22 protein-coding genes, 1 other RNA gene and 1 pseudogene are annotated in these 17,547 nt (G+C 45.2%); 17 read left to right on the forward strand and 7 right to left on the reverse strand.

The window, feature by feature from the left end:
* Positions 1–82: 82 nt before the first annotated feature.
* On the reverse strand, positions 83–334 hold the full coding sequence (locus QNH15_RS12335) for a DNA alkylation repair protein (RefSeq protein WP_283895000.1): 252 nt from the start codon (positions 332–334) through the stop codon (positions 83–85).
* A gap of 118 nt (positions 335–452) precedes the next feature.
* On the opposite strand from QNH15_RS12335, the gene QNH15_RS12340 reads away from it, so the two are divergent.
* The 3 genes from QNH15_RS12340 to QNH15_RS12350 all read left to right on the forward strand — a co-directional run bounded on the left by QNH15_RS12340 (position 453) and on the right by QNH15_RS12350 (position 1,774).
* Positions 453–593: a hypothetical protein gene (locus tag QNH15_RS12340; protein ID WP_164988858.1), complete on the forward strand. Its 141-nt coding sequence runs from the start codon at positions 453–455 to the stop codon at positions 591–593.
* Positions 594–627: 34 nt separating this feature from the next.
* Positions 628–815, forward strand: a non-coding RNA gene (ssrS, locus tag QNH15_RS12345) — 6S RNA.
* A 65-nt stretch (positions 816–880) separates the two neighbouring features.
* A complete protein-coding gene (locus QNH15_RS12350; RefSeq protein WP_283895003.1) occupies positions 881–1,774 on the forward strand; it encodes a 5'-3' exonuclease in 894 nt (297 codons plus the stop codon).
* Between the two features lie 18 nt (positions 1,775–1,792).
* Here the strand turns inward: QNH15_RS12350 and QNH15_RS12355 are convergent, their stop codons facing one another.
* Positions 1,793–2,191 carry a reverse transcriptase-like protein gene (locus QNH15_RS12355; RefSeq protein WP_061969858.1) on the reverse strand — a complete coding sequence of 133 codons (399 nt, stop codon included), beginning with the start codon at positions 2,189–2,191 and terminating at the stop codon, positions 1,793–1,795.
* Between the two features lie 82 nt (positions 2,192–2,273).
* On the opposite strand from QNH15_RS12355, the gene QNH15_RS12360 reads away from it, so the two are divergent.
* Together QNH15_RS12360 and QNH15_RS12365 are read left to right on the forward strand one after the other, a co-directional pair.
* Positions 2,274–2,936, forward strand: coding sequence for a reverse transcriptase-like protein (locus tag QNH15_RS12360; protein ID WP_283895006.1), 663 nt, complete (start codon positions 2,274–2,276; stop codon positions 2,934–2,936).
* A gap of 57 nt (positions 2,937–2,993) precedes the next feature.
* Positions 2,994–3,272: a DUF6123 family protein gene (locus tag QNH15_RS12365; protein ID WP_240482222.1), complete on the forward strand. Its 279-nt coding sequence runs from the start codon at positions 2,994–2,996 to the stop codon at positions 3,270–3,272.
* A gap of 42 nt (positions 3,273–3,314) precedes the next feature.
* On the opposite strand, the gene QNH15_RS12370 is transcribed toward QNH15_RS12365, so the two are convergent.
* Positions 3,315–3,566 carry a DUF2564 family protein gene (locus QNH15_RS12370; RefSeq protein ID WP_061969865.1) on the reverse strand — a complete coding sequence of 84 codons (252 nt, stop codon included), beginning with the start codon at positions 3,564–3,566 and terminating at the stop codon, positions 3,315–3,317.
* Between the two features lie 80 nt (positions 3,567–3,646).
* On the opposite strand from QNH15_RS12370, the gene QNH15_RS12375 reads away from it, so the two are divergent.
* Entirely contained in the window at positions 3,647–4,288 is a 642-nt protein-coding gene (locus QNH15_RS12375; protein WP_283895009.1) for an HD domain-containing protein, read from the forward strand.
* 54 nt (positions 4,289–4,342) lie between these two features.
* Here QNH15_RS12375 and QNH15_RS12380 read toward each other — a convergent pair whose 3' ends face one another.
* Positions 4,343–4,663: a 2Fe-2S iron-sulfur cluster-binding protein gene (locus QNH15_RS12380; RefSeq protein WP_061969870.1), complete on the reverse strand. Its 321-nt coding sequence runs from the start codon at positions 4,661–4,663 to the stop codon at positions 4,343–4,345.
* Positions 4,664–4,841: 178 nt separating this feature from the next.
* Between QNH15_RS12380 and QNH15_RS12385 the strand changes: the two genes are divergently transcribed.
* The 4 genes from QNH15_RS12385 to QNH15_RS12400 all read left to right on the forward strand — a co-directional run bounded on the left by QNH15_RS12385 (position 4,842) and on the right by QNH15_RS12400 (position 9,216).
* On the forward strand, positions 4,842–6,530 hold the full coding sequence (locus QNH15_RS12385) for a formate--tetrahydrofolate ligase (RefSeq protein WP_283895013.1): 1,689 nt from the start codon (positions 4,842–4,844) through the stop codon (positions 6,528–6,530).
* A gap of 45 nt (positions 6,531–6,575) precedes the next feature.
* Positions 6,576–6,725: a YycC family protein gene (locus tag QNH15_RS12390; protein WP_283895015.1), complete on the forward strand. Its 150-nt coding sequence runs from the start codon at positions 6,576–6,578 to the stop codon at positions 6,723–6,725.
* Between the two features lie 93 nt (positions 6,726–6,818).
* Positions 6,819–7,679, forward strand: a complete 861-nt coding sequence (locus QNH15_RS12395; protein ID WP_283895017.1) for a CvfB family protein — start codon at positions 6,819–6,821, stop codon at positions 7,677–7,679.
* 118 nt (positions 7,680–7,797) lie between these two features.
* Positions 7,798–9,216 carry an amino acid permease gene (locus tag QNH15_RS12400; RefSeq protein ID WP_283895019.1) on the forward strand — a complete coding sequence of 473 codons (1,419 nt, stop codon included), beginning with the start codon at positions 7,798–7,800 and terminating at the stop codon, positions 9,214–9,216.
* Between the two features lie 19 nt (positions 9,217–9,235).
* Here QNH15_RS12400 and QNH15_RS12405 read toward each other — a convergent pair whose 3' ends face one another.
* Together QNH15_RS12405 and QNH15_RS12410 are read right to left on the reverse strand one after the other, a co-directional pair.
* Positions 9,236–10,777, reverse strand: coding sequence for a solute symporter family protein (locus tag QNH15_RS12405; protein ID WP_283895021.1), 1,542 nt, complete (start codon positions 10,775–10,777; stop codon positions 9,236–9,238).
* Positions 10,774–11,109 (reverse strand): DUF485 domain-containing protein, encoded by a 336-nt coding sequence (locus QNH15_RS12410; protein ID WP_283895023.1) that lies wholly within the window; start codon positions 11,107–11,109, stop codon positions 10,774–10,776. The genes QNH15_RS12405 and QNH15_RS12410 overlap by 4 nt, the downstream gene beginning before the upstream one ends.
* Positions 11,110–11,316: 207 nt before the next feature.
* Here QNH15_RS12410 and QNH15_RS12415 point away from each other — a divergent pair, with 207 nt between their 5' ends.
* The 7 genes from QNH15_RS12415 (at position 11,317) to QNH15_RS12445 (ending at position 17,116) form a co-directional block, all read left to right on the forward strand.
* Complete coding sequence (locus tag QNH15_RS12415; protein ID WP_430667146.1) at positions 11,317–11,997, forward strand: MgtC/SapB family protein; 681 nt, start codon at positions 11,317–11,319, stop codon at positions 11,995–11,997.
* 21 nt (positions 11,998–12,018) lie between these two features.
* Entirely contained in the window at positions 12,019–12,585 is a 567-nt protein-coding gene (locus QNH15_RS12420; protein WP_061969882.1) for a cysteine hydrolase family protein, read from the forward strand.
* 29 nt (positions 12,586–12,614) lie between these two features.
* On the forward strand, positions 12,615–13,286 hold the full coding sequence (locus tag QNH15_RS12425) for a Rossmann-fold NAD(P)-binding domain-containing protein (RefSeq protein ID WP_283895027.1): 672 nt from the start codon (positions 12,615–12,617) through the stop codon (positions 13,284–13,286).
* Between the two features lie 61 nt (positions 13,287–13,347).
* Complete coding sequence (locus tag QNH15_RS12430) at positions 13,348–13,782, forward strand: BrxA/BrxB family bacilliredoxin (protein WP_090236734.1); 435 nt, start codon at positions 13,348–13,350, stop codon at positions 13,780–13,782.
* Positions 13,783–13,988: 206 nt separating this feature from the next.
* Positions 13,989–15,287 (forward strand): ammonium transporter, encoded by a 1,299-nt coding sequence (locus QNH15_RS12435; protein WP_283895029.1) that lies wholly within the window; start codon positions 13,989–13,991, stop codon positions 15,285–15,287.
* Between the two features lie 4 nt (positions 15,288–15,291).
* Complete coding sequence (locus QNH15_RS12440; RefSeq protein ID WP_283895031.1) at positions 15,292–16,401, forward strand: DUF294 nucleotidyltransferase-like domain-containing protein; 1,110 nt, start codon at positions 15,292–15,294, stop codon at positions 16,399–16,401.
* A complete protein-coding gene (locus QNH15_RS12445) occupies positions 16,379–17,116 on the forward strand; it encodes an exonuclease domain-containing protein (RefSeq protein WP_283895033.1) in 738 nt (245 codons plus the stop codon). The genes QNH15_RS12440 and QNH15_RS12445 overlap by 23 nt, the downstream gene beginning before the upstream one ends.
* Before the next feature lie 97 nt (positions 17,117–17,213).
* On the opposite strand, the pseudogene yjcZ reads toward QNH15_RS12445, so the two are convergent.
* A pseudogene (yjcZ, locus tag QNH15_RS12450) lies at positions 17,214–17,372 on the reverse strand (sporulation protein YjcZ); the annotation flags it as partial.
* Positions 17,373–17,547 lie beyond the last annotated feature (175 nt).

Here is a 17,547-nt window from a genome sequence, read left to right on the forward strand (position 1 = left end):
TAGTCTCATTTCATTATGATTTCGCGATAAAAAGAGGTTTTTCCTTTTATGAAATGAAAAAAGATGAACAAAATGTTCATCTTTAAAGGGGATTATTTTGAGCCCGTTTAATATAGGTCTCTTCTTCACCAACTACGCCGCAGGCAGCACATTGAATGAGTTTGCTGGCTCCGTTGTAAGGAATATGAAAAGGATCAAGCTCTTCATTGCTGTTGTACTGGTTGACAACGGAGCCAGTTGCAGGATCCAGTTTTACCGATTGCGGGACCTGATCAATAATGTTAAACCGTGTACGGTTGGTTTTGCAGTTTGGGCATAAATAAGCATTTGCCATGAGTAATCCAGCCTCCTTTTATTACATAGGATTGCCATTATGAGGAAAATTATAAGGGGGATTCTTTTTTTGACTTCCGGGAACCATAGGTATATTCTATATACAGGAGCTGACCACATTGGGAAAACAGAAAAAAGGAAATGCCAATGCCCAGCGTAATAATAACGCAAAGAAAATGGAACAGCGCAGTGACACAGAATTTGCTGCTATCGAAGAGCAGCAAAGCGACAATCACCGCCACGGCAAGAAAACCAAGTAAGATCATTTACAAATTCCAACTTTAGAGTTATAATTACATTCTGCGATGTTAGTGGCTCTTATTTTGTCTTAAACCGATATGAGTAATACGGGAATCTTAAATGACGGGTTGAATACACCGTGCCTCTCCATTACGCAGAGGAAGGTGGAAAGACCGCTGCGGATACCCACCTGTGAGAACGGGTTTTTAAGACAGGATGAGCTACGGCAAAGCGGATATACATAACAAGCTTATTTTACTTATTGGGTAAAATAAGTTTTTTTATTATTGGCGGGATGGTGGAAAGAATGTCGGAAGAAACACAAGAAAAATTGCTGTTAATCGATGGGTTTAACCTGCTGAGCAGATGTTATTTTGCGACAGCATACGGTAAGGAATGGGATCAGCTTACGCGCAATTCACAGGGCTTATTCATCAATGGCCTTCGGGCAAAGATCCAAAAGCTTCTTCAGCTTGTAAGAATTCATGAACCTACACATTTGGCCATCGCGTGGGATGTAAAGCGAAATGAAACATTGCGCAAAGAAAAGTTCCAGGACTACAAGGGAACTAGAAACGAGCTTCCGGAACCATTGATCCAGCAGTACGAAACAGCGGTTACGCTCTTTACTACGTTAGGTCTTCCGCAGTTTACCATTCCGAGATATGAAGCAGATGATATTATCGGTACGTTTACCCAAAAATGGCGGGATGAAAAACAGGGAGAATGCATCGTCTACAGCAATGACCGTGATTTGCTGCAGCTTTTGTGCGAACAAACCTCCCAGCTTATTGCTGCCAAAAAGGGTGAAATCAAATATACAGTGCATGATTTCCGCGATGACTATGGAATTGAGCCTTCCCAATGGGTCGATGTGAAAGCATTGCTTGGTGATAAGAGTGACAATATCCCCGGAGTAGCAGGGGTCGGCGAGAAAGCAGCGCTTCCTTTGGTTCAGCAATACGGAAGCGTGGAAGGCATTTATGAATCCGTGGATGAACTGGATGTGAAATACAAAAGATATTTCAAGAAGCTTCAGCTTGGTCGTGAGATGGCGTTCCTAAGCCGCGACCTTTGCGAAATCTACAGGGATGTTCCTGATATTGTGGATTTGAATTTTGATGATATCCGAATCAAAGTCAATCGTTCGTTATTGAAGGACGAATTATCCAGACTTGAAATCAATGTCAGAGTGGGCTGAAAATGGCCTGCTCTTTTTTTATGTAGTTTTATTCATCTGGACGGCCTTACGGGCGAGATCGTCAGCCACCTTATTCTGTTTGCTTGGGATCCATTTGATAAAAAACAATTGCAATGCCTCCATCTTTGCCAGCGCTTCCTGAAGGAGGCCGTCATATCGTTTGTCTTTGGCAAAACGCTTTTCAACTGCCCGGTCAACCGCCTGCGAATCTGTTCGGAATGACACGGAATCATACTTCTTTTCCAAACAAATATCAAGAGCGAGAAGCAAGGCTTTGAACTCCGCTTCATGATTGGAGAGGCTGCCGAGTGGGATACTGTGTTGTTCAACTTTACCATTTCCCAGTTTAATAAAGATCCCAGCTCCCGATGGCCCCGGGTCTCCCGCACTGGCTCCGTCAATATAAACTTCAATCACCTATCATCCCTCCTGTTAGTTCTATTATAGCCAAATGGGATACAATAAGGTAGGTGATTAATTTTGATTGGAGGTCATGGTTTTGAAACTGACGCTTGAATGGGAGTACAAACCTGCAAAGTCGAAAGAAACGGTCCGATTTGTATCAGATTCTGTTACAGTTGAGCGTGCTGTACAGCTTGCGGCTGATATTGAGAAAACAGGCCGGCTTGGCAATATGAGTTTTATGGATGAATCCGGAATCTATTGGTCCAGGAAAGAACTTCAAAAAATGGTGGCGGTCATCTTGACAGAGCCAACGGATATTGTTGCCTACTTTGACGGGGGCTTCCAAAAGGATATCCAGGAATCCGGCCAGGGGGTAGCGATCTATTATACACAAAGCCACAAGCATTACCGCGTGAGGACGAATGCCGCGTTCGACGAGATTTCATCCAACAGCGAATCGGAATATGCTGCTCTCTGGCTTCTCGTCAATGAATTGGACGCCTTGGGTGTTCACCATACGTCTGTAACGATAAAAGGCGATTCGATGGGAGTAATCCATCAAATGAGCGGGGAATGGCCTTGCTATGAAGAAAACCTTCAGCGGTGGATGGATCGGATTGAAGAAAAAATAAAAAAACACGGGCTTCAGCCTGTCTATGAACTCTTGAACCGAAATGACAATAAAGAAGCAGATACCCTGGCCACTCAGGCGTTGAATGGCAATATCATTCATGGAAAAAAAGAAATTATTGATTAAAGCCATTTTGGATTGATACAATTTAGAGGAATCTTTTTTAGAATGGGATGGGATATTTTGTCGCAGTTTTCAATCCAGGACTATTTCCAGCACCTTGCATCCAAAGGGATTAAATTGAAAGAAAGCGATACAGCATTTATTGAATTCGGAAAACACTTCACCGGGATGAGTGATTATATGGTCAGTATATCGATCGAAATCACATTGAAGGTCCAACGGGAGTTTGATGGCAGTTATTATATTGCTCTTCTGGAAGGTTTTAAAGAAAATAACATTACGACGAAGAAAAAAGCGTATGCGTATGTAAACAATCTTGAACTGGAACTTACCGTTTAATATTCATAATAAAAAGCCGGAAATTCTCCGGCTTTTCTTTCTTTAAGGCTTTAATGCCTCATTAATTTGCTGTTCACATTGCTGAAGAGTCTCTTTGGCATGCTCCAAAAACATCCCATCCATGCCAGTGGGGGTTTTAAGTGCTTCCTCATACTGCTGTTTGGCGGTATCAAGCGCTTCTTTGGCTGCATGCAGCTGTCCCGGGTCCATGCTCATTGTTGCATGTCCGATGATCCGCTGTGCACTCTGGATTGACATATCCACTTGTTTTAACTCATTGTACGGTTCTGACATCCCATTCACCTACCTGTTTTTGAATTAGTATGTCTACAGCAGCCATTTTTTATAAGGAAAGAAGAAAGTAGGGAGTAAATTTGAACAAAATACTGGAAGCGGCAGAAAACTATGCAAAAGCGGTGCTTGATTACGAAGGGAGCGGGCATGATTGGTGGCATATTTACAGAGTGAACAAACTGGCCTGTTCCATCGCAAGGGAAGAAGGGGCAAATCTTTTCATTTGCAGCCTGGCTGCTCTCTTGCATGACATTGCCGATGAGAAATTGAATGGTTTAGAAGAAGAGGGCCTTCAAAAAGTCGAACGGTGGTTGAAAGAGAACGATGTCCCTGCGCATGTAAGCACAGAGGTTCTCAATATCATTTCAACCATGTCCTATAAAGGCGGCAACACAGGTTTGATGTCGTCGCTTGAAGGCAAGGTGGTTCAGGATGCTGACAGGCTCGATGCCATCGGAGCCATTGGCATTGCACGGACATTTGTTTACTCGGGGCATATCGGACAGTTGATTTATGACCCGGATATTATGGTCAGAAGCAGTATGACAAAAGAGGAATACCGGAACGGGACGTCTACTGCCGTGAACCATTTTTACGAAAAACTTCTAAAACTCAAAAGCAGGATGAATACTGAATATGGAAAAAAGCTGGCAGCTCGCCGCCATGAAGAAATGGAGCACTTTTTGGGCGTCTTTTTTGAGGAGTGGGAAGGAAGACAATAAAAAGAAGGGGAGATCCGCATGGATTAAGCGGGTCCCCCAGGCAGTGGCAGTGGTTTATTCTGCTGGACGTGGTCCTGCGTCAAGTCCATCTTTGGAGGAAGTCATGGCGGGTGCAATTTCAGCATCCCCATTAACTCTTACCTGGCAGGAAAGGCGGATATTTTCACCGAGGCCTTTCGTTTCGATGATGTTTCGTTCTGCTTCGCCCATCTCACCGAAGCTGCCCTGCAGCACTTCCACCCGGCAGGTTGTGCACCTTGCATTGCCCCCGCAACGGTGAAGAATATCCACTCCTTGGTCTTCAAGTCCAAGAACGAGTTTCTTGCCGTTTTCAATTTCATATTCGCCGAAACCTTTAACAGTGATCTTTGCCATAAAAATGAACCTCCTTTAATTATGTAAATTGTAATCCCTTCCATTATAGTATACATGGGTCTGCAGCAAAAATAAAAATGCGGATACACTATAAAGGCAGGAAAAGCAACATTATCTTTTATGTCTGTTTTTTTGTAGAATAAGAATAGCACGTATTTTTACAGGGGGTACACTACAGATGACAAAGGAAGTTACACACAAGTCCGACATCGAGATTGCACAAGAAGCAAGCATGAAACGCATTGATGAGATTGCTGCCCAGCTAAACCTGACCGAAGAGGATTGGGAACCATACGGGCGCTATAAAGCCAAGTTATCCCTGGATTTATTTGATAAACTAAAAACCGCACCGGAAGGCAAGGTGGTTTTGGTGACTTCCATCAATCCGACACCCGCCGGAGAAGGAAAATCGACCGTCACCGTCGGTCTTGGCCAGGCATTGAACCGGATTGGTGAAAAAGCGATCATTGCACTTCGTGAACCCTCGCTTGGACCGAGCATGGGACTAAAAGGAGGAGCGGCTGGGGGAGGCTATTCACAAGTCATACCAATGGAAGATATCAATCTTCATTTTACCGGGGATATTCACGCGATTACAACAGCAAACAATGCGTTGGCTGCGTTCATCGATAATCATATACACCGAGGAAACGAGTTGAATATCGATCCCCGCCGCATTGTCTGGAAACGGGTAATTGACATGAATGATCGCGCCTTGCGTAACATCGTGATTGGCCTGGGCGGACCGATACAGGGTGTACCGCGTGAGGATGGTTTTGACATAACTGTTGCCTCAGAAGTGATGGCCATTTTCTGTCTCGCCCGGGATCTGAAAGATTTAAAGAAAAAGCTTTCCCGAATGGTGGTTGCTTATACATATGATAACCAGCCAATTACCGTTAGTGATCTGAAGGTGGAAGGTGCTCTTACCCTGTTGTTAAAGGATGCGCTCCGCCCCAATCTGGTACAAACCCTGGAAAATACACCTGCCATTATACATGGAGGGCCATTTGCGAATATTGCCCACGGCTGCAACAGCATCATTGCGACCAAATTGGCCAGCAAGCTAGGTGACTTTGTGGTCACCGAAGCAGGATTTGGAGCGGATTTGGGTGCAGAGAAGTTTTTAAATATTAAATCACGATACGGCGAACTCAAGCCAAGTGCAGTTGTTATTGTGGCCACTGCCCGTGCACTGAAAATGCATGGAGGTGTGGATAAGGCCCAACTATCGGGTGAGAATGTAGCCGCCCTTGCAAAAGGGATGGCCAACCTTGAAAAGCACATTGAAACCATTCAGGCGTTCGGTCTGCCGTTTGTCGTGGCATTGAACCGGTTTGTATCGGATCATGATGAGGAAGTTCAGCATATCCTGAATTGGTGCAGAGAGCGAAACATTCCTGTGGAGATTGCAAACGTCTGGCTAAAAGGCGGAGAAGGCGGCGAGGATTTGGCACGCACAGTGCTGAACATCATCGAATCCCAAACGAATGCCTTTGAACCTTTGTATACGCTTGATCAGCCCCTGGAAGAAAAAATAATTACCATCGCCGAAAAGGTATATGGTGCGGCAGGTGTCCAATTCTCGCAAAAAGCGTTGACACAGCTCAGAGAATTTGAACAGCAAGGCTGGTCCACCCTTCCTGTGTGCATGGCTAAAACACAGTATTCCCTGTCGGATGATCCTAAGAAGCTCGGGCGGCCGACGGAATTTGTGATTACCATTCGCGAATTAAAAGCATCCATAGGCGCCGGCTTTATTGTTGCGCTCACCGGGGATGTCATGACAATGCCAGGCCTTCCGAAGTCACCGGCTGCCCTGAACATGGATGTTACGGAAGATGGAAAAGCGGTAGGATTGTTTTAAAGAACAATCAGGTCTGCTATACTTAGCGGAGGGAGGCTGATCGAATTGAAACCTTTACAAATATCTGCGGAGACAGCTGTTATGCTGTCCGAAAAGCTGAATGTTCCGTTAGAGCAAATCATGCATATGCCGCAGCACATCCTGATCAAAAAGCTGATGGAATTGGAAGCTGAAGAAAATATGAAAGATGAATAACTGGAAAAAAGGAAGCCTGCTTTCTAAAAAGTAGGTTTCTATTTTTGATATAAAGGTGAATACTATGAAAAAGAGCAAAAGGATTGAGCGGTTATGGAAAATAAGTTAAGGGCCGGAGAAGTCACGGCCTTAAATGTGGCGAGATTGAGTGAGTTTGGCTATTTTTTAAGCAATGGTACAGAGGATGTGATGCTTCACAAACGTGAAGCATCACGGGAGTTGAAAGAAGGAGAAACCGTTGATGTCTTTTTATATCAGGATCATGATGGCCGCCTTGCGGCAACGATGTCACAGCCAAAAGTAAGGCTGGATACATTGGCCTGGCTGACAGTCGTAGGTTCTCAAAAACGACTCGGTGTTTTTCTCGATATGGGCATACATAAAGATGTATTATTGTCCAATGATGACCTACCGGGACCGCTGGATCAATGGCCGGCGGTTGGAGATCAGTTGTACTGCGGACTCCGCCTTGATAAAAAAGGCAGACTGTTTGCTGACCTTGCAACAGAACAGGAGATTGTGGATCAGGCGGAGGCGGCGGAAGAAAGCCAATTTAATGAGATGGTGGCAGGCCATGTTTACAAACTTAATGAAGCAGGAGCTTTGGTGTTTACTGAAAATCATCTGATTGGTTTTGTTCACAACGAAGAAATGACGCGCCGGGTCCGGCTCGGCGAACGGGTGGAGTGCCGTGTAACGTTTGTGAGAGAGGACGGCAGAGTCAATCTTTCCATGAAGCCAAGAAAAGAACAGGCGTATAATGAAGACGCAGAAATGATCTATCAGTACTTGAAGAATCATAAAGGCCAGATGCCGTATACCGATAAATCGGACCCGGATGACATCAAAAATGAATTTGACATCAGTAAGGCAGCATTTAAACGGGCACTTGGCAAATTAATTAAAGAAAACAAAGTGAAGCAGGAAAACGGAATGACGTTTTTAAAAATTTAACGATAGGGAAAGCATGCAGATTTTTTCTGTATGCTTTTTTGTGTACGGTGAAAAACGGTTAGTGATAGCCAAAGAGGGAGATAGTAGGGAGGAATGATATCCTTGGAGGGATTTTGAAATGAACGAACATAAGCTTGGATTGCCGGTGCTCACCGCATTGGTTATAGGAAACATGGTTGGATCGGGGATATTTATGCTGCCCCGTTCGCTGGCCGAAGTGGCGAGTCCTGGAGGTGTTCTGGGCGCATGGTTGGTTACAGGATTGGGTGTATTGTTGACGGCCCTGGTGTTCGGCAACCTTGCCTTGAGAAAACCCTCTTTGAATGGCGGACCGCAAAACTATGCGAAGGCCTTATTCAAGGAGGACTCTGAAACCTCGCTGGTCGCAGGCTATCTCGTGGGCTGGGGATATTGGGTGGCAAACTTTGCGGGCAACGTGGCAATCATTACGACGTTTGCCAGCTACCTGTCCACCTTTTTTCCGGTGATGACCAGTAAACAACCTCTTTTTACGGCAGGAAGCACAGATGTCACCCTTGGGGGCGGGATCACTTTTTTGGTGTGTTCTGCATTATTGTGGGGTCTTCATTTTATGATCCTGAAAGGAATCGAAGGGGCAGGGAAGGCGAATCTGGTAGCAACCGTGGCAAAGGTTGCGGGATTCTTGTTTTTTATCTTGATCTGTTTGTTTGCTTTTCAATCCAGCTACCTGACTCCCTTTGTTGAACCGAAGCCGAGCAGCTCGGGAGAAACAATCGGGTTTATGGGTCAGTTGAATGCTGCGGCCATTTCCACCCTTTGGGCATTTGTTGGCGTGGAATCTGCGGTGGTTTTTTCCAACCGGGCCAAAAGGCAAAATGATGTAAAGAAGGCGACCATCTTCGGACTCCTGATTGCTCTTTTGATTTATATAGGGATTACGGTTCTTGTCATGGGAACTCTTCCTCAAAAGGAACTTATTCATTCACAAAAGCCCCTTGTGGATGCGCTGGAAAGTGTAATCGGTCCGTCGGGAAGCAGTATTATGGCTATTCTAGGCCTGATCTCATTGTTTGGAGCGACCATAGGATGGATTTTGCTCGCAGCCGAGGTTCCCTATCAAGCCGCCAACAAATCGATGTTTATTCCGGCGTTCGCAAAAGAAAACCGATACGGCGCCCCTTCTTTTTCATTGATTGTCACTAATATTATGACACAGCTTTTTATTTTTTCCGTAGTTTCCCAATCAATGGCTGATGCATTTGATTTCGTCATTTTTGTTGCAACACTGGCTTTCCTCGTTCCTTATTTGATGGCTTCCCTGTATCAGGTAAAACTCGTTTTCAGCGGGGAAACGTATGAAGGAGCTTCAAGATCGAGATTTGGCGACGGACTGATTGCGGTTCTTGCTGCCCTGTATTCGTTATGGGTTATCAAAGCAGGTACGGAGGATATTAAAACCTTCCTTTTTGGCATGTCACTTTTGATATCGGGAATCGTTTTTTATCCGCTCGTACGCAAGCATACCCTGAACAAGGAAAAAGGACAGCATGAATGAAATGCTGTCCTTTTTTCGGTTAGGCGTTATCGCGCAGCCCGACACCTGTATTTACTTTTACGAGAATTTCATCAAATTTGCTTTGATCCACGGTCTTTCTTGACAACAGGGTTCCGACGATGGCTCCAATGAAGCCTAACGGAATGGAAACAATACCTGGATTGGCAAGCGGGAACAATGGGTCTCCGACAAGAATGGCGACACCCGCTTCCGGAGACCAGACGCTCGGACTGATGGCGACAAGGATCAGGGAACTGAAAAGGCCTACAAGCATGCCGGTTACTGCACCTGTGGTGTTAAAGCGCTTCCAAAAGACAGTGAGAAGCAAAATCGGCAGGTTAGCACTTGCCGCAACAGCAAAAGCAAGAGACACCAGGAAGGCTACATTCAGTTTTTGGGCAAAGAGTGCAAGCAGGATGGATAGAACAGCCACACCGATGGAAGCCCATCTTGCGGCATTCATTTGCTCTTTTTCGGTTGCCTTTCCCTTGCGCAGGATCTGGCTGTAAAAATCATGAGCAAAGGCAGATGCGGCGGAAAGTACAAGGCCGGCAACCACGGCAAGAATGGTCGCAAACGCAACCGCTGATACAAAGGCGAACAAGAAATCTCCGCCGAGTGCTCGGGCAAGCAATGGGGCTGCCATATTGCCTGCCGCATTGGCTTTTACGATACTATCCGTTCCCACAAACGCGGCCGCTCCAAATCCCAGAAAAACCGTCATGATGTAAAAGATGCCGATCAACCATGTGGCATAGACGACGGACTTTCTCGCCGTCGGGGCGTCTTTTACTGTAAAAAAACGGATTAGAATGTGCGGCAGGCCGGCTGTACCAAGGACAAGAGCCATGTTGAGAGAAATCGTATCCAGCGGGTCTTTGTATTTATTGCCGGGATTCAGGAAACTCTCTCCGAGCGGGGTAGCAGATTTCATATGCTCAAACATCCCTGTTACACTGAATCCGAATTTGGCAAAAACCATGACGGAGATAATAAAGGTTCCGATCATGAGCAAAACAGCTTTTACGATCTGTACCCAGCTCGTGGCCATCATGCCGCCAAACACCACATAAACCGTCATAAGAACACCGACGATTAATACCGAGGTTGTGTATTTCAAACCGAGCAATAAAGTAATGAGGGCTCCTGCTCCTACGAGCTGGGCGATCATATAAAAGATGGAAATGGTGATGGTATTCAAGGCGGACACACCCCGGACCTTCCTATCATCAAACCGGGAGGCGATCATATCGGCCATCGTGTACTTACCAAGGTTTCTGAGCGGTTCGGCCACGAGATAGAGGACGACGAGATAAGCAACGAGAAACCCGATGGAATAAAAGAATCCGTCAAATCCTGAAAGCGCAATAGAACCGGCAATGCCTAAAAACGACGCGGCTGACATGTAATCACCTGCGATGGCAAGACCATTTTGCCATCCTGTCAGGCCGCCGCTTGCAGTGTAAAAATCGTTTGCATTATTGGTCCGTTTGGCAGCAAAGTATGTTATGACAAGAGTAATGGCAACAATTCCGACGAACAGCATGAAAGCTGTATTCATTTCGTTTTCTCCTTTTCGGATTGAGTGATGACATGATTGGCGATTTGGTCAAATTTTATCGCTTTTCGGGAATAAAGAATGCAAAGCATCCACGTCATAACAAACTGGGAAAATGCAAAAATCCAAGCCCAGCTAATGCCACCGACTGCATTCGTATTTAAGATGGTTGAGTAGGACGTCATGATGGGAAGAGTAAAGTAAAAGACCAGGAAGAAAATCGACATAGGCAGAAGGAATTTCTTTTTTTGGCGAATCAAATTCTGAAAAGACGGGGAAGAAGCAATGGCTGAATAATCGGTTTGTCCTTTTTTAATCTCTTTTTCGGCTAACATTTCATCCCCTCCGGAAAATGTAAGTGAGAATCCACGCATGCAACACTCCTTTATCTAATTTTTCAGAAAAATTTAAATCATCCTTATTATATAGGATGCTTTTCTGTTTATCTACATTTTCTGATATATAGTTGAGCTTTTCGGAAGGTTATAGTATTTTTAGGATATTTACCATACATATAAAATATAAGAGGGAGGGGAATGGCAATGAGCCTCATTTTAATCAAGCTTGGAATATCAGCATTCCTCGGTTTGGTCATTGGCCTTGAGCGGGAACTGAAACGAAAACCGGTTGGCCTGAAAACATGCCTGGTCATTTCGATCAGCAGTTGTCTGTTGACAATTGTTTCCATTGAATCAGCAAGCACATATTCTGAGCTGACAGGAAGAACAATGATGGATCCGATGCGTTTGGCGGCACAAATCGTCAGCGGTATCGGTTTCCTGGGTGCAGGTGTCATATTAAGGCGGAGCAATGACGTCATTTCAGGGCTGACAACAGCTGCGATGATTTGGGGCGCTTCCGGATTGGGAATTGCATCGGGAGCAGGTTTTTACTTAGAGGCTTCCGCAGGGGCACTCATGATTCTGATCAGTGTAGAATTGATCCCCATGATCATGAAATGGGTAGGTCCGAAAACGCTGAGGGAAAAAGAAGCTAAAGTACGACTTATTGTTCCTGATGGCAGGAATATGACGGAAATGATTAAAGAAATCAAGAAGAGACAGATGAAAATTTACAATGTGCGTGTGAAGGATCTGGAAAATGGAATGAGTAAAATGGAACTGACCATTGGAACGTACGATAAAAGATATACAACCGACATTTATTATGATATTAAAGAAATAACAGGAGTACAAAACGTAGAGATTGAAACGCTTGGATAATATCATAAGGGAGCTAGGACGATGAAAGCCTTGATTGTTGTGGATTATACGTTTGATTTTGTTGCGGATGAAGGAAAATTGACATGCGGTGTTCCGGGCCAGTCCATCGAGAACCGTTTAACAGCCCTTACAAAGCAATTCGTCGAGAATAATGATTTTGTTGTATTTGCGGTTGATTTGCATGAAGAAGAGGATACGTACCATCCCGAAATGTCACTGTTTCCGCCTCACAATATTAAAGGGACAAAGGGAAGAGAGCAATACGGAAAGCTTGGAGAGTATGTCTCTTCTTTGCTGGCCGAGCAAAATAAGCTGGTGTACTGGATGGATAAAACCAGGTACAGTGCTTTTGCCGGAACCAATCTTGATCTCAAATTGCGGGAACGCAACATTACTGAAATTCACCTGGTTGGTGTTTGCTCTGATATTTGTGTTTTGCACACCGCGATTGATGCCTATAATAGAGGCTTTACCATTGTCGTTCATGAGGATGCTGTACAAAGCTTTAATGCCGCCGGCCATGATTGGGCGCTTCAGCATTTCACAAATGTCATTGGAGCCAGAGTCGTAAACGAGAGCTCGTTTTAGTTAAAAAGGATCATGGAAGGAATGGTAACATGGGAAAAACGGCAGTGATTGCCGGAGCTACAGGACTTGTCGGGTGGGAATTACTCCATTTGTTGGCAGAAAGCAATAGGTATGAGCGTACTATTGTGTTTGCTCGAAGGAAAAAAGGCATCAGCCATAAGAAAGTGACAGAAGTAATCACAGATTTTAACAGCCTTGAAGAGCACAAACATTACTTTATTGCCGCAGATGTATTTTGCTGCCTTGGTACAACGATAAAAAAGGCAAAGACGAAGGAGAATTTCAGACAGGTTGATCATCATTATCCCGTTGTGATGTCCCATATTGCGGCCGATCAGGGAGCACATTCCTTTCAGGTAATTTCCGCACTGGGTGCAGATATGGAGTCACGTTTTTTCTATAGCAGGGTTAAGGGAGAGATGGAGCGTGACGTGGCAAAAGAAGGTGTGCCATTGATCGGAATATTCCGCCCGTCTCTGTTAACAGGCGAGCGTGAGGAGTTCCGGGCAGGAGAACGAGCTGCTGACTGGATTGCCGGTCGGCTTTCCTTTTTGTTCAAAGGTGGTCTTAAAAAATACCGCCCTGTAAAAGCGAGTTCGGTCGCCGCTGCCATGTTTGAGTTTGCCCAAAAAGAAAAAACAGGGGTTCATCTCATTTCATCAGAAGAGATGAATGAGTCCTCCTATTCTCTTAATAAGTGAAATGAGTTTCTTCCATTTGGATTATGGGCTATAATGACAATACAGATTGATTTGGAGGGATATTATGAACGCTTACGAAGAGTACATGAAGCAAATGGCCCAGCCGATGAGAGCCGAGCTTACAAATGCAGGGTTCAAAGAATTAACAACACCAGAAGAAGTGGACGGTTTTATGGAAAATGCAGAGGGAACTTCTCTTGTTTTCATCAATTCCGTGTGCGGTTGTGCTGCAGGATTGGCCAGGCCATCGGCAATTTATTCACTTAACCATGAAGCAAAACCCGATCATTTGGTTACCGTTTTTGCCGGACAAGATAAAGAAGCAACCGCAAAAATGAGAGAATATTTTGAAGGGTATCCTCCTTCTTCTCCGTCCATGGCCCTATTAAAAGGCAAAGAAGTGGTTCACTTTATTCACCGCCACGATATTGAAAACCACAGTGCGGAAGAGATTGTTGGAAACCTTGTGAACGCTTATAACACCTATAATAAATAAACCATACCAATACCGGAATCTTCAGAGGAAGCTTTTGCGATCCTCTGAAGATTCTTTTTTTATGCAGAGAATAGGAGATAAGTAGGACAAATAATCAACTTATTTTGAAAAATATTCAGAAAACAATTGCACTTTCTTTTTACATGTCATATAGTATACCTATCAGATGTTAGAAAACATGACATGAAGAAGGGTGGAGATGTAACATGAAGGAAAGTACGATCATGATGTACCTGGATTCTCTTTGGGTGATGGTTGCAGCAATCCTGGTAATTGGGATGCAGGCGGGATTTGCGCTCCTTGAAGCGGGATCGACACGAATGAAGAATTCGGGGCATGTTGCCGGAAAGCAAATTTTGAGTTTTGCCCTTGCCACGATTGCTTTTTGGGCTGTCGGATTTGGAATCACTTTCGGGGAGGGCAACAGCTTATTTGGAACTTCTGGTTGGATGCTAGGGGGCGACAGCAAGACATTCGAGGCCTTATCCTGGGCCAATGTGCCACTGTCACTTAAATTTTTGTTTCAATTGGCGTTCGTCGGTGTATCACTGGCCATTGCGTGGGGAGGATTTGCTGAGCGTGCGAAATTATCCGTTTATTTTATTTTCGGCATCGTCTTCACCGTTTTAATTTATCCGGTCATCGGTCACTGGGTTTGGGGCGGTGGATGGCTGGGAGAAATGGGGATGCAGGATTTTGCCGGCTCAACGGTTGTCCATCTTCAGGGAGCAATTGCTGCTCTAGTGGCTACGCTTCTTCTTGGGCCGCGAATTGGGAAGTTCAATAAGGATCGGACACCGAACCTTATTCCGGGTCATAACCAGGTCTATACGGTGCTTGGCGGAATTATTCTTTGGATTGGCTGGTTCGGATTTAATGCAGGAAGCACGATGGGTACTGCGGATGGATTTTTTGGCTATGTTGCCTTGACTACTAATCTGGCAGCGGCGGCCGGAGCAATCGGTGCAATCCTGACTTCTAAGTTTCTGACAGGGAAAGCGGATATTCCTGCAATGGTCAATGGCGTTCTTGCCGCTTTGGTGGCTATTACTGCCGCATGTGCCTTTGTGGAAGCCTGGGCAGCTATTGTGATCGGATTCTTTGCAGGGGCGTTTACTTTCTGGACGTCGGTCTATTTTGAAAGAAAAGGGATTGATGATCCGATTTATGCTTTTTCTGTTCATGGGATTGCCGGTATTATTGGTACGATTTCGACCGGTTTTTTTGCCTCTCCTCGTCTCGTGGAACAGACTGGCGTAGGGAAAGCAGGACTTTTTTATGGCGGAGGCTTTGATCAATTGTTTGTTCAAACGATCGGTGTTATTGGTGCAGCGGTTTATGTCGGAGTTATTTCGTTCATTTTATTGTTTGTCATGAAGAAACTTGTCGGCCTTCGGGTAACCCCGGAGCAGGAGATTTCCGGACTGGATATCAGTGAACATGGTTCATACGGTTACCCTGAGCACCTTGATCCTTCACTTACCAGCGCAAAGAAAGCCAATTAGGTCCATGTTGAATCTTTTTGATGAATCCAAAGGCAAACAGGATGCCCTTGAGATTCTTAGTGTAAAGGAAAGGGTGCAAAAAGCGGCTACACTGGAAGAATTGCGAAGAATCCACGAGATGTTTATCTCGTGGATTCAGGCGTTGCAGGATTCCCAACATTCGACTGGGGAAGTATATGCTCAACTGAATGAAGCGCACGATGTGATGGCGAGGAAGGCGGTTTCCTTTGCATACGACCATGTTATTCAGGAGATCGGGGAGCCTGAAGGGAATCTTTGTTTTTTCAGCATGGGGTCAAGTGCAAGACAAGAACAGACAATCTGGACGGACCAGGATAATGGGTTGATCCATGATTTCGGATTGGATCAGGAGAAGGCTGAACGATTTGCGAGGGAATTCTCTGAAGCGTCCGTTCATTATCTTTCTGAGGCTGGCTATCCTTTATGCCCTGGGAATGTGATGGCATCCAATCCCCGTTGGAGACACAGTGAAAGCGAATGGAAAACACAGCTGGCCGCCTACTGGAACGAGGCGAGTGAGTATGATTTAAAATATTTGATGATGCTGTTGGACACCAGGCCAATTTTCGGTAATCCCGGGCTTTTGTATCAACTGCGAGCCTGGTACCTTCATGAACTTCGGCAACATCCGAAAGTACTCATGAAGATGTCCTCGCTTGCAGGGTCTCATGATATACCGATTAACTTTGCAGGAATGATATTCACAGAACGATGGGGGAAATTCGCTGGCCGTTTTGATGTAAAGCAAGGTGTTTTTGCTCCCTTTACAAATGCTGTTAAAGTTTTGGCTGTGATCAGCAACGTTGAAGAATCTTCAACACGGGAAAGATTGATTGTTTTAGAGGGACGGGGAGAGCTATCCAGGGTTCAACTGGAAGATTGTCTTCTGGCCTATGATTTTCTTCTGCACCTGCGGCTCTGTCATTCTGTGAAAGCCAGGGACAATGATGACAAGCTGGATTATCATATCCAGTTAAACCGTTTGGGAACCAAACGGGTTCACCAGTTGAAGGATACGATGCGACTTGTAAAATGGCTGCAAAAAAAGATAAAAAAGAGAGGAATACAGTTTGAACAATCAACCGGGTTTTGACGGAAATCTGAAGCAGTTCATGAACCGCTTGTTCAATCTGGGCCTGAAAAGAGGAGAAGTACCGCCAGGGAGCCCCGGGTCCTTTCAGCATGAAGCCTGGATCAGGAGGATGCTGAAGGAAAAAGCGTCCAGGCGCGCTGATCTCCAAACCCGCTTGGAAGATGTCCTGTTTATTGTGCTGGATACAGAGACAACTGGTTTCCGGCCGGAGCATGGAGACCATATCTTTTCGGTGGCAGCTGCGCGTATCCAAAACCGATCGGTTATTGGTGAGTTTCGTTGTTTAATCAATCCGGGAATAGAGATTCCGAAAGAAATTAGTCTGCTTACCGGCATTACCACAAAAGATGTAAAAGAGGCACCGGCATTGGATGAAAAAGCAGAAGAAATTCTGGGCTTTTTATCTGGAGGTATTGTTATTGGATATCATATTTCTCATGATTATGCGTTCTTGAACCATTACTTGTGGAGAAGATATCGTTCTTCCTTAAAACAGCCGGCCCTGGAGCTGGCTCTCCTGACAGAACGTCTCACCGGGGAGGGCCCTTTTCCGAGCCTGGACAGTGCTGCCGATTATTTTAATATTCCCTGTCAGAACCGGCACCAGGCGGATGCTGATGTAAAGATTATGAGCAGTTTGTGGATGAACCTGTTGCGGTTATGTATTGAAAAGGGAATAGAGACACTGGAAGACTTGTATATTCATATCAAATAGTAAAGCAGGAGCGGTTTTTCGCCCCTGCTTTTTATTAATGACTTTTTGTGCTGCTGCATGAACTGCTGCTGGAGCTGCTGCTTTCGCAACGTTCCTCGCCGTCAAATCCGGACCAGCAGGAGCAGCCAATAATGATTAACAAAATAAAGAGCACGATGAGCAGGGTAAATCCGAAGTGTCCGCCATAACCACCATAGCCTCCGTATCCGCCGCCATAACCATAATCATAACACGGTGTTCCTCCGTATCCGTAACCGCCATACCCGTGGTCATAGACGGGTGCTGCAAGGGCAGTTGGTACGTTGAGCGGCTTGTTTAATGGGATGTTCACGGGTTTGTTTACCGGCATATTGACAGGGGCGTTCATAGGTTTATTTGCCGGGGCCATAGGTACATTTATTTTTTTGTTTTCCATTATTGTCCCTCCGTTA

This window comes from Fictibacillus enclensis (assembly GCF_030123385.1).
In the GTDB taxonomy this organism is placed as follows: domain Bacteria; phylum Bacillota; class Bacilli; order Bacillales; family Fictibacillaceae; genus Fictibacillus_C; species Fictibacillus_C enclensis.

Excerpts from the sequence above, each read along its gene's own strand:
- QNH15_RS12420 (WP_061969882.1), top strand. The coding sequence starts at position 12,019 with ATGAAAGCCTTGATTGTTGTGGATTATACGTTTGATTTTGTTGCGGAT.
- QNH15_RS12400 (WP_283895019.1), top strand. The coding sequence starts at position 7,798 with ATGAACGAACATAAGCTTGGATTGCCGGTGCTCACCGCATTGGTTATA.
- QNH15_RS12415 (WP_430667146.1), top strand. The coding sequence starts at position 11,317 with ATGAGCCTCATTTTAATCAAGCTTGGAATATCAGCATTCCTCGGTTTG.
- QNH15_RS12370 (WP_061969865.1), bottom strand. The coding sequence starts at position 3,566 with ATGTCAGAACCGTACAATGAGTTAAAACAAGTGGATATGTCAATCCAG.
- QNH15_RS12380 (WP_061969870.1), bottom strand. The coding sequence starts at position 4,663 with ATGGCAAAGATCACTGTTAAAGGTTTCGGCGAATATGAAATTGAAAAC.
- QNH15_RS12410 (WP_283895023.1), bottom strand. The coding sequence starts at position 11,109 with ATGTTAGCCGAAAAAGAGATTAAAAAAGGACAAACCGATTATTCAGCC.
- QNH15_RS12385 (WP_283895013.1), top strand. The coding sequence starts at position 4,842 with ATGACAAAGGAAGTTACACACAAGTCCGACATCGAGATTGCACAAGAA.
- QNH15_RS12440 (WP_283895031.1), top strand. The coding sequence starts at position 15,292 with ATGTTGAATCTTTTTGATGAATCCAAAGGCAAACAGGATGCCCTTGAG.
- QNH15_RS12395 (WP_283895017.1), top strand. The coding sequence starts at position 6,819 with ATGGAAAATAAGTTAAGGGCCGGAGAAGTCACGGCCTTAAATGTGGCG.
- QNH15_RS12435 (WP_283895029.1), top strand. The coding sequence starts at position 13,989 with ATGAAGGAAAGTACGATCATGATGTACCTGGATTCTCTTTGGGTGATG.
- QNH15_RS12335 (WP_283895000.1), bottom strand. The coding sequence starts at position 334 with ATGGCAAATGCTTATTTATGCCCAAACTGCAAAACCAACCGTACACGG.
- QNH15_RS12405 (WP_283895021.1), bottom strand. The coding sequence starts at position 10,777 with ATGAATACAGCTTTCATGCTGTTCGTCGGAATTGTTGCCATTACTCTT.
- QNH15_RS12425 (WP_283895027.1), top strand. The coding sequence starts at position 12,615 with ATGGGAAAAACGGCAGTGATTGCCGGAGCTACAGGACTTGTCGGGTGG.
- QNH15_RS12350 (WP_283895003.1), top strand. The coding sequence starts at position 881 with ATGTCGGAAGAAACACAAGAAAAATTGCTGTTAATCGATGGGTTTAAC.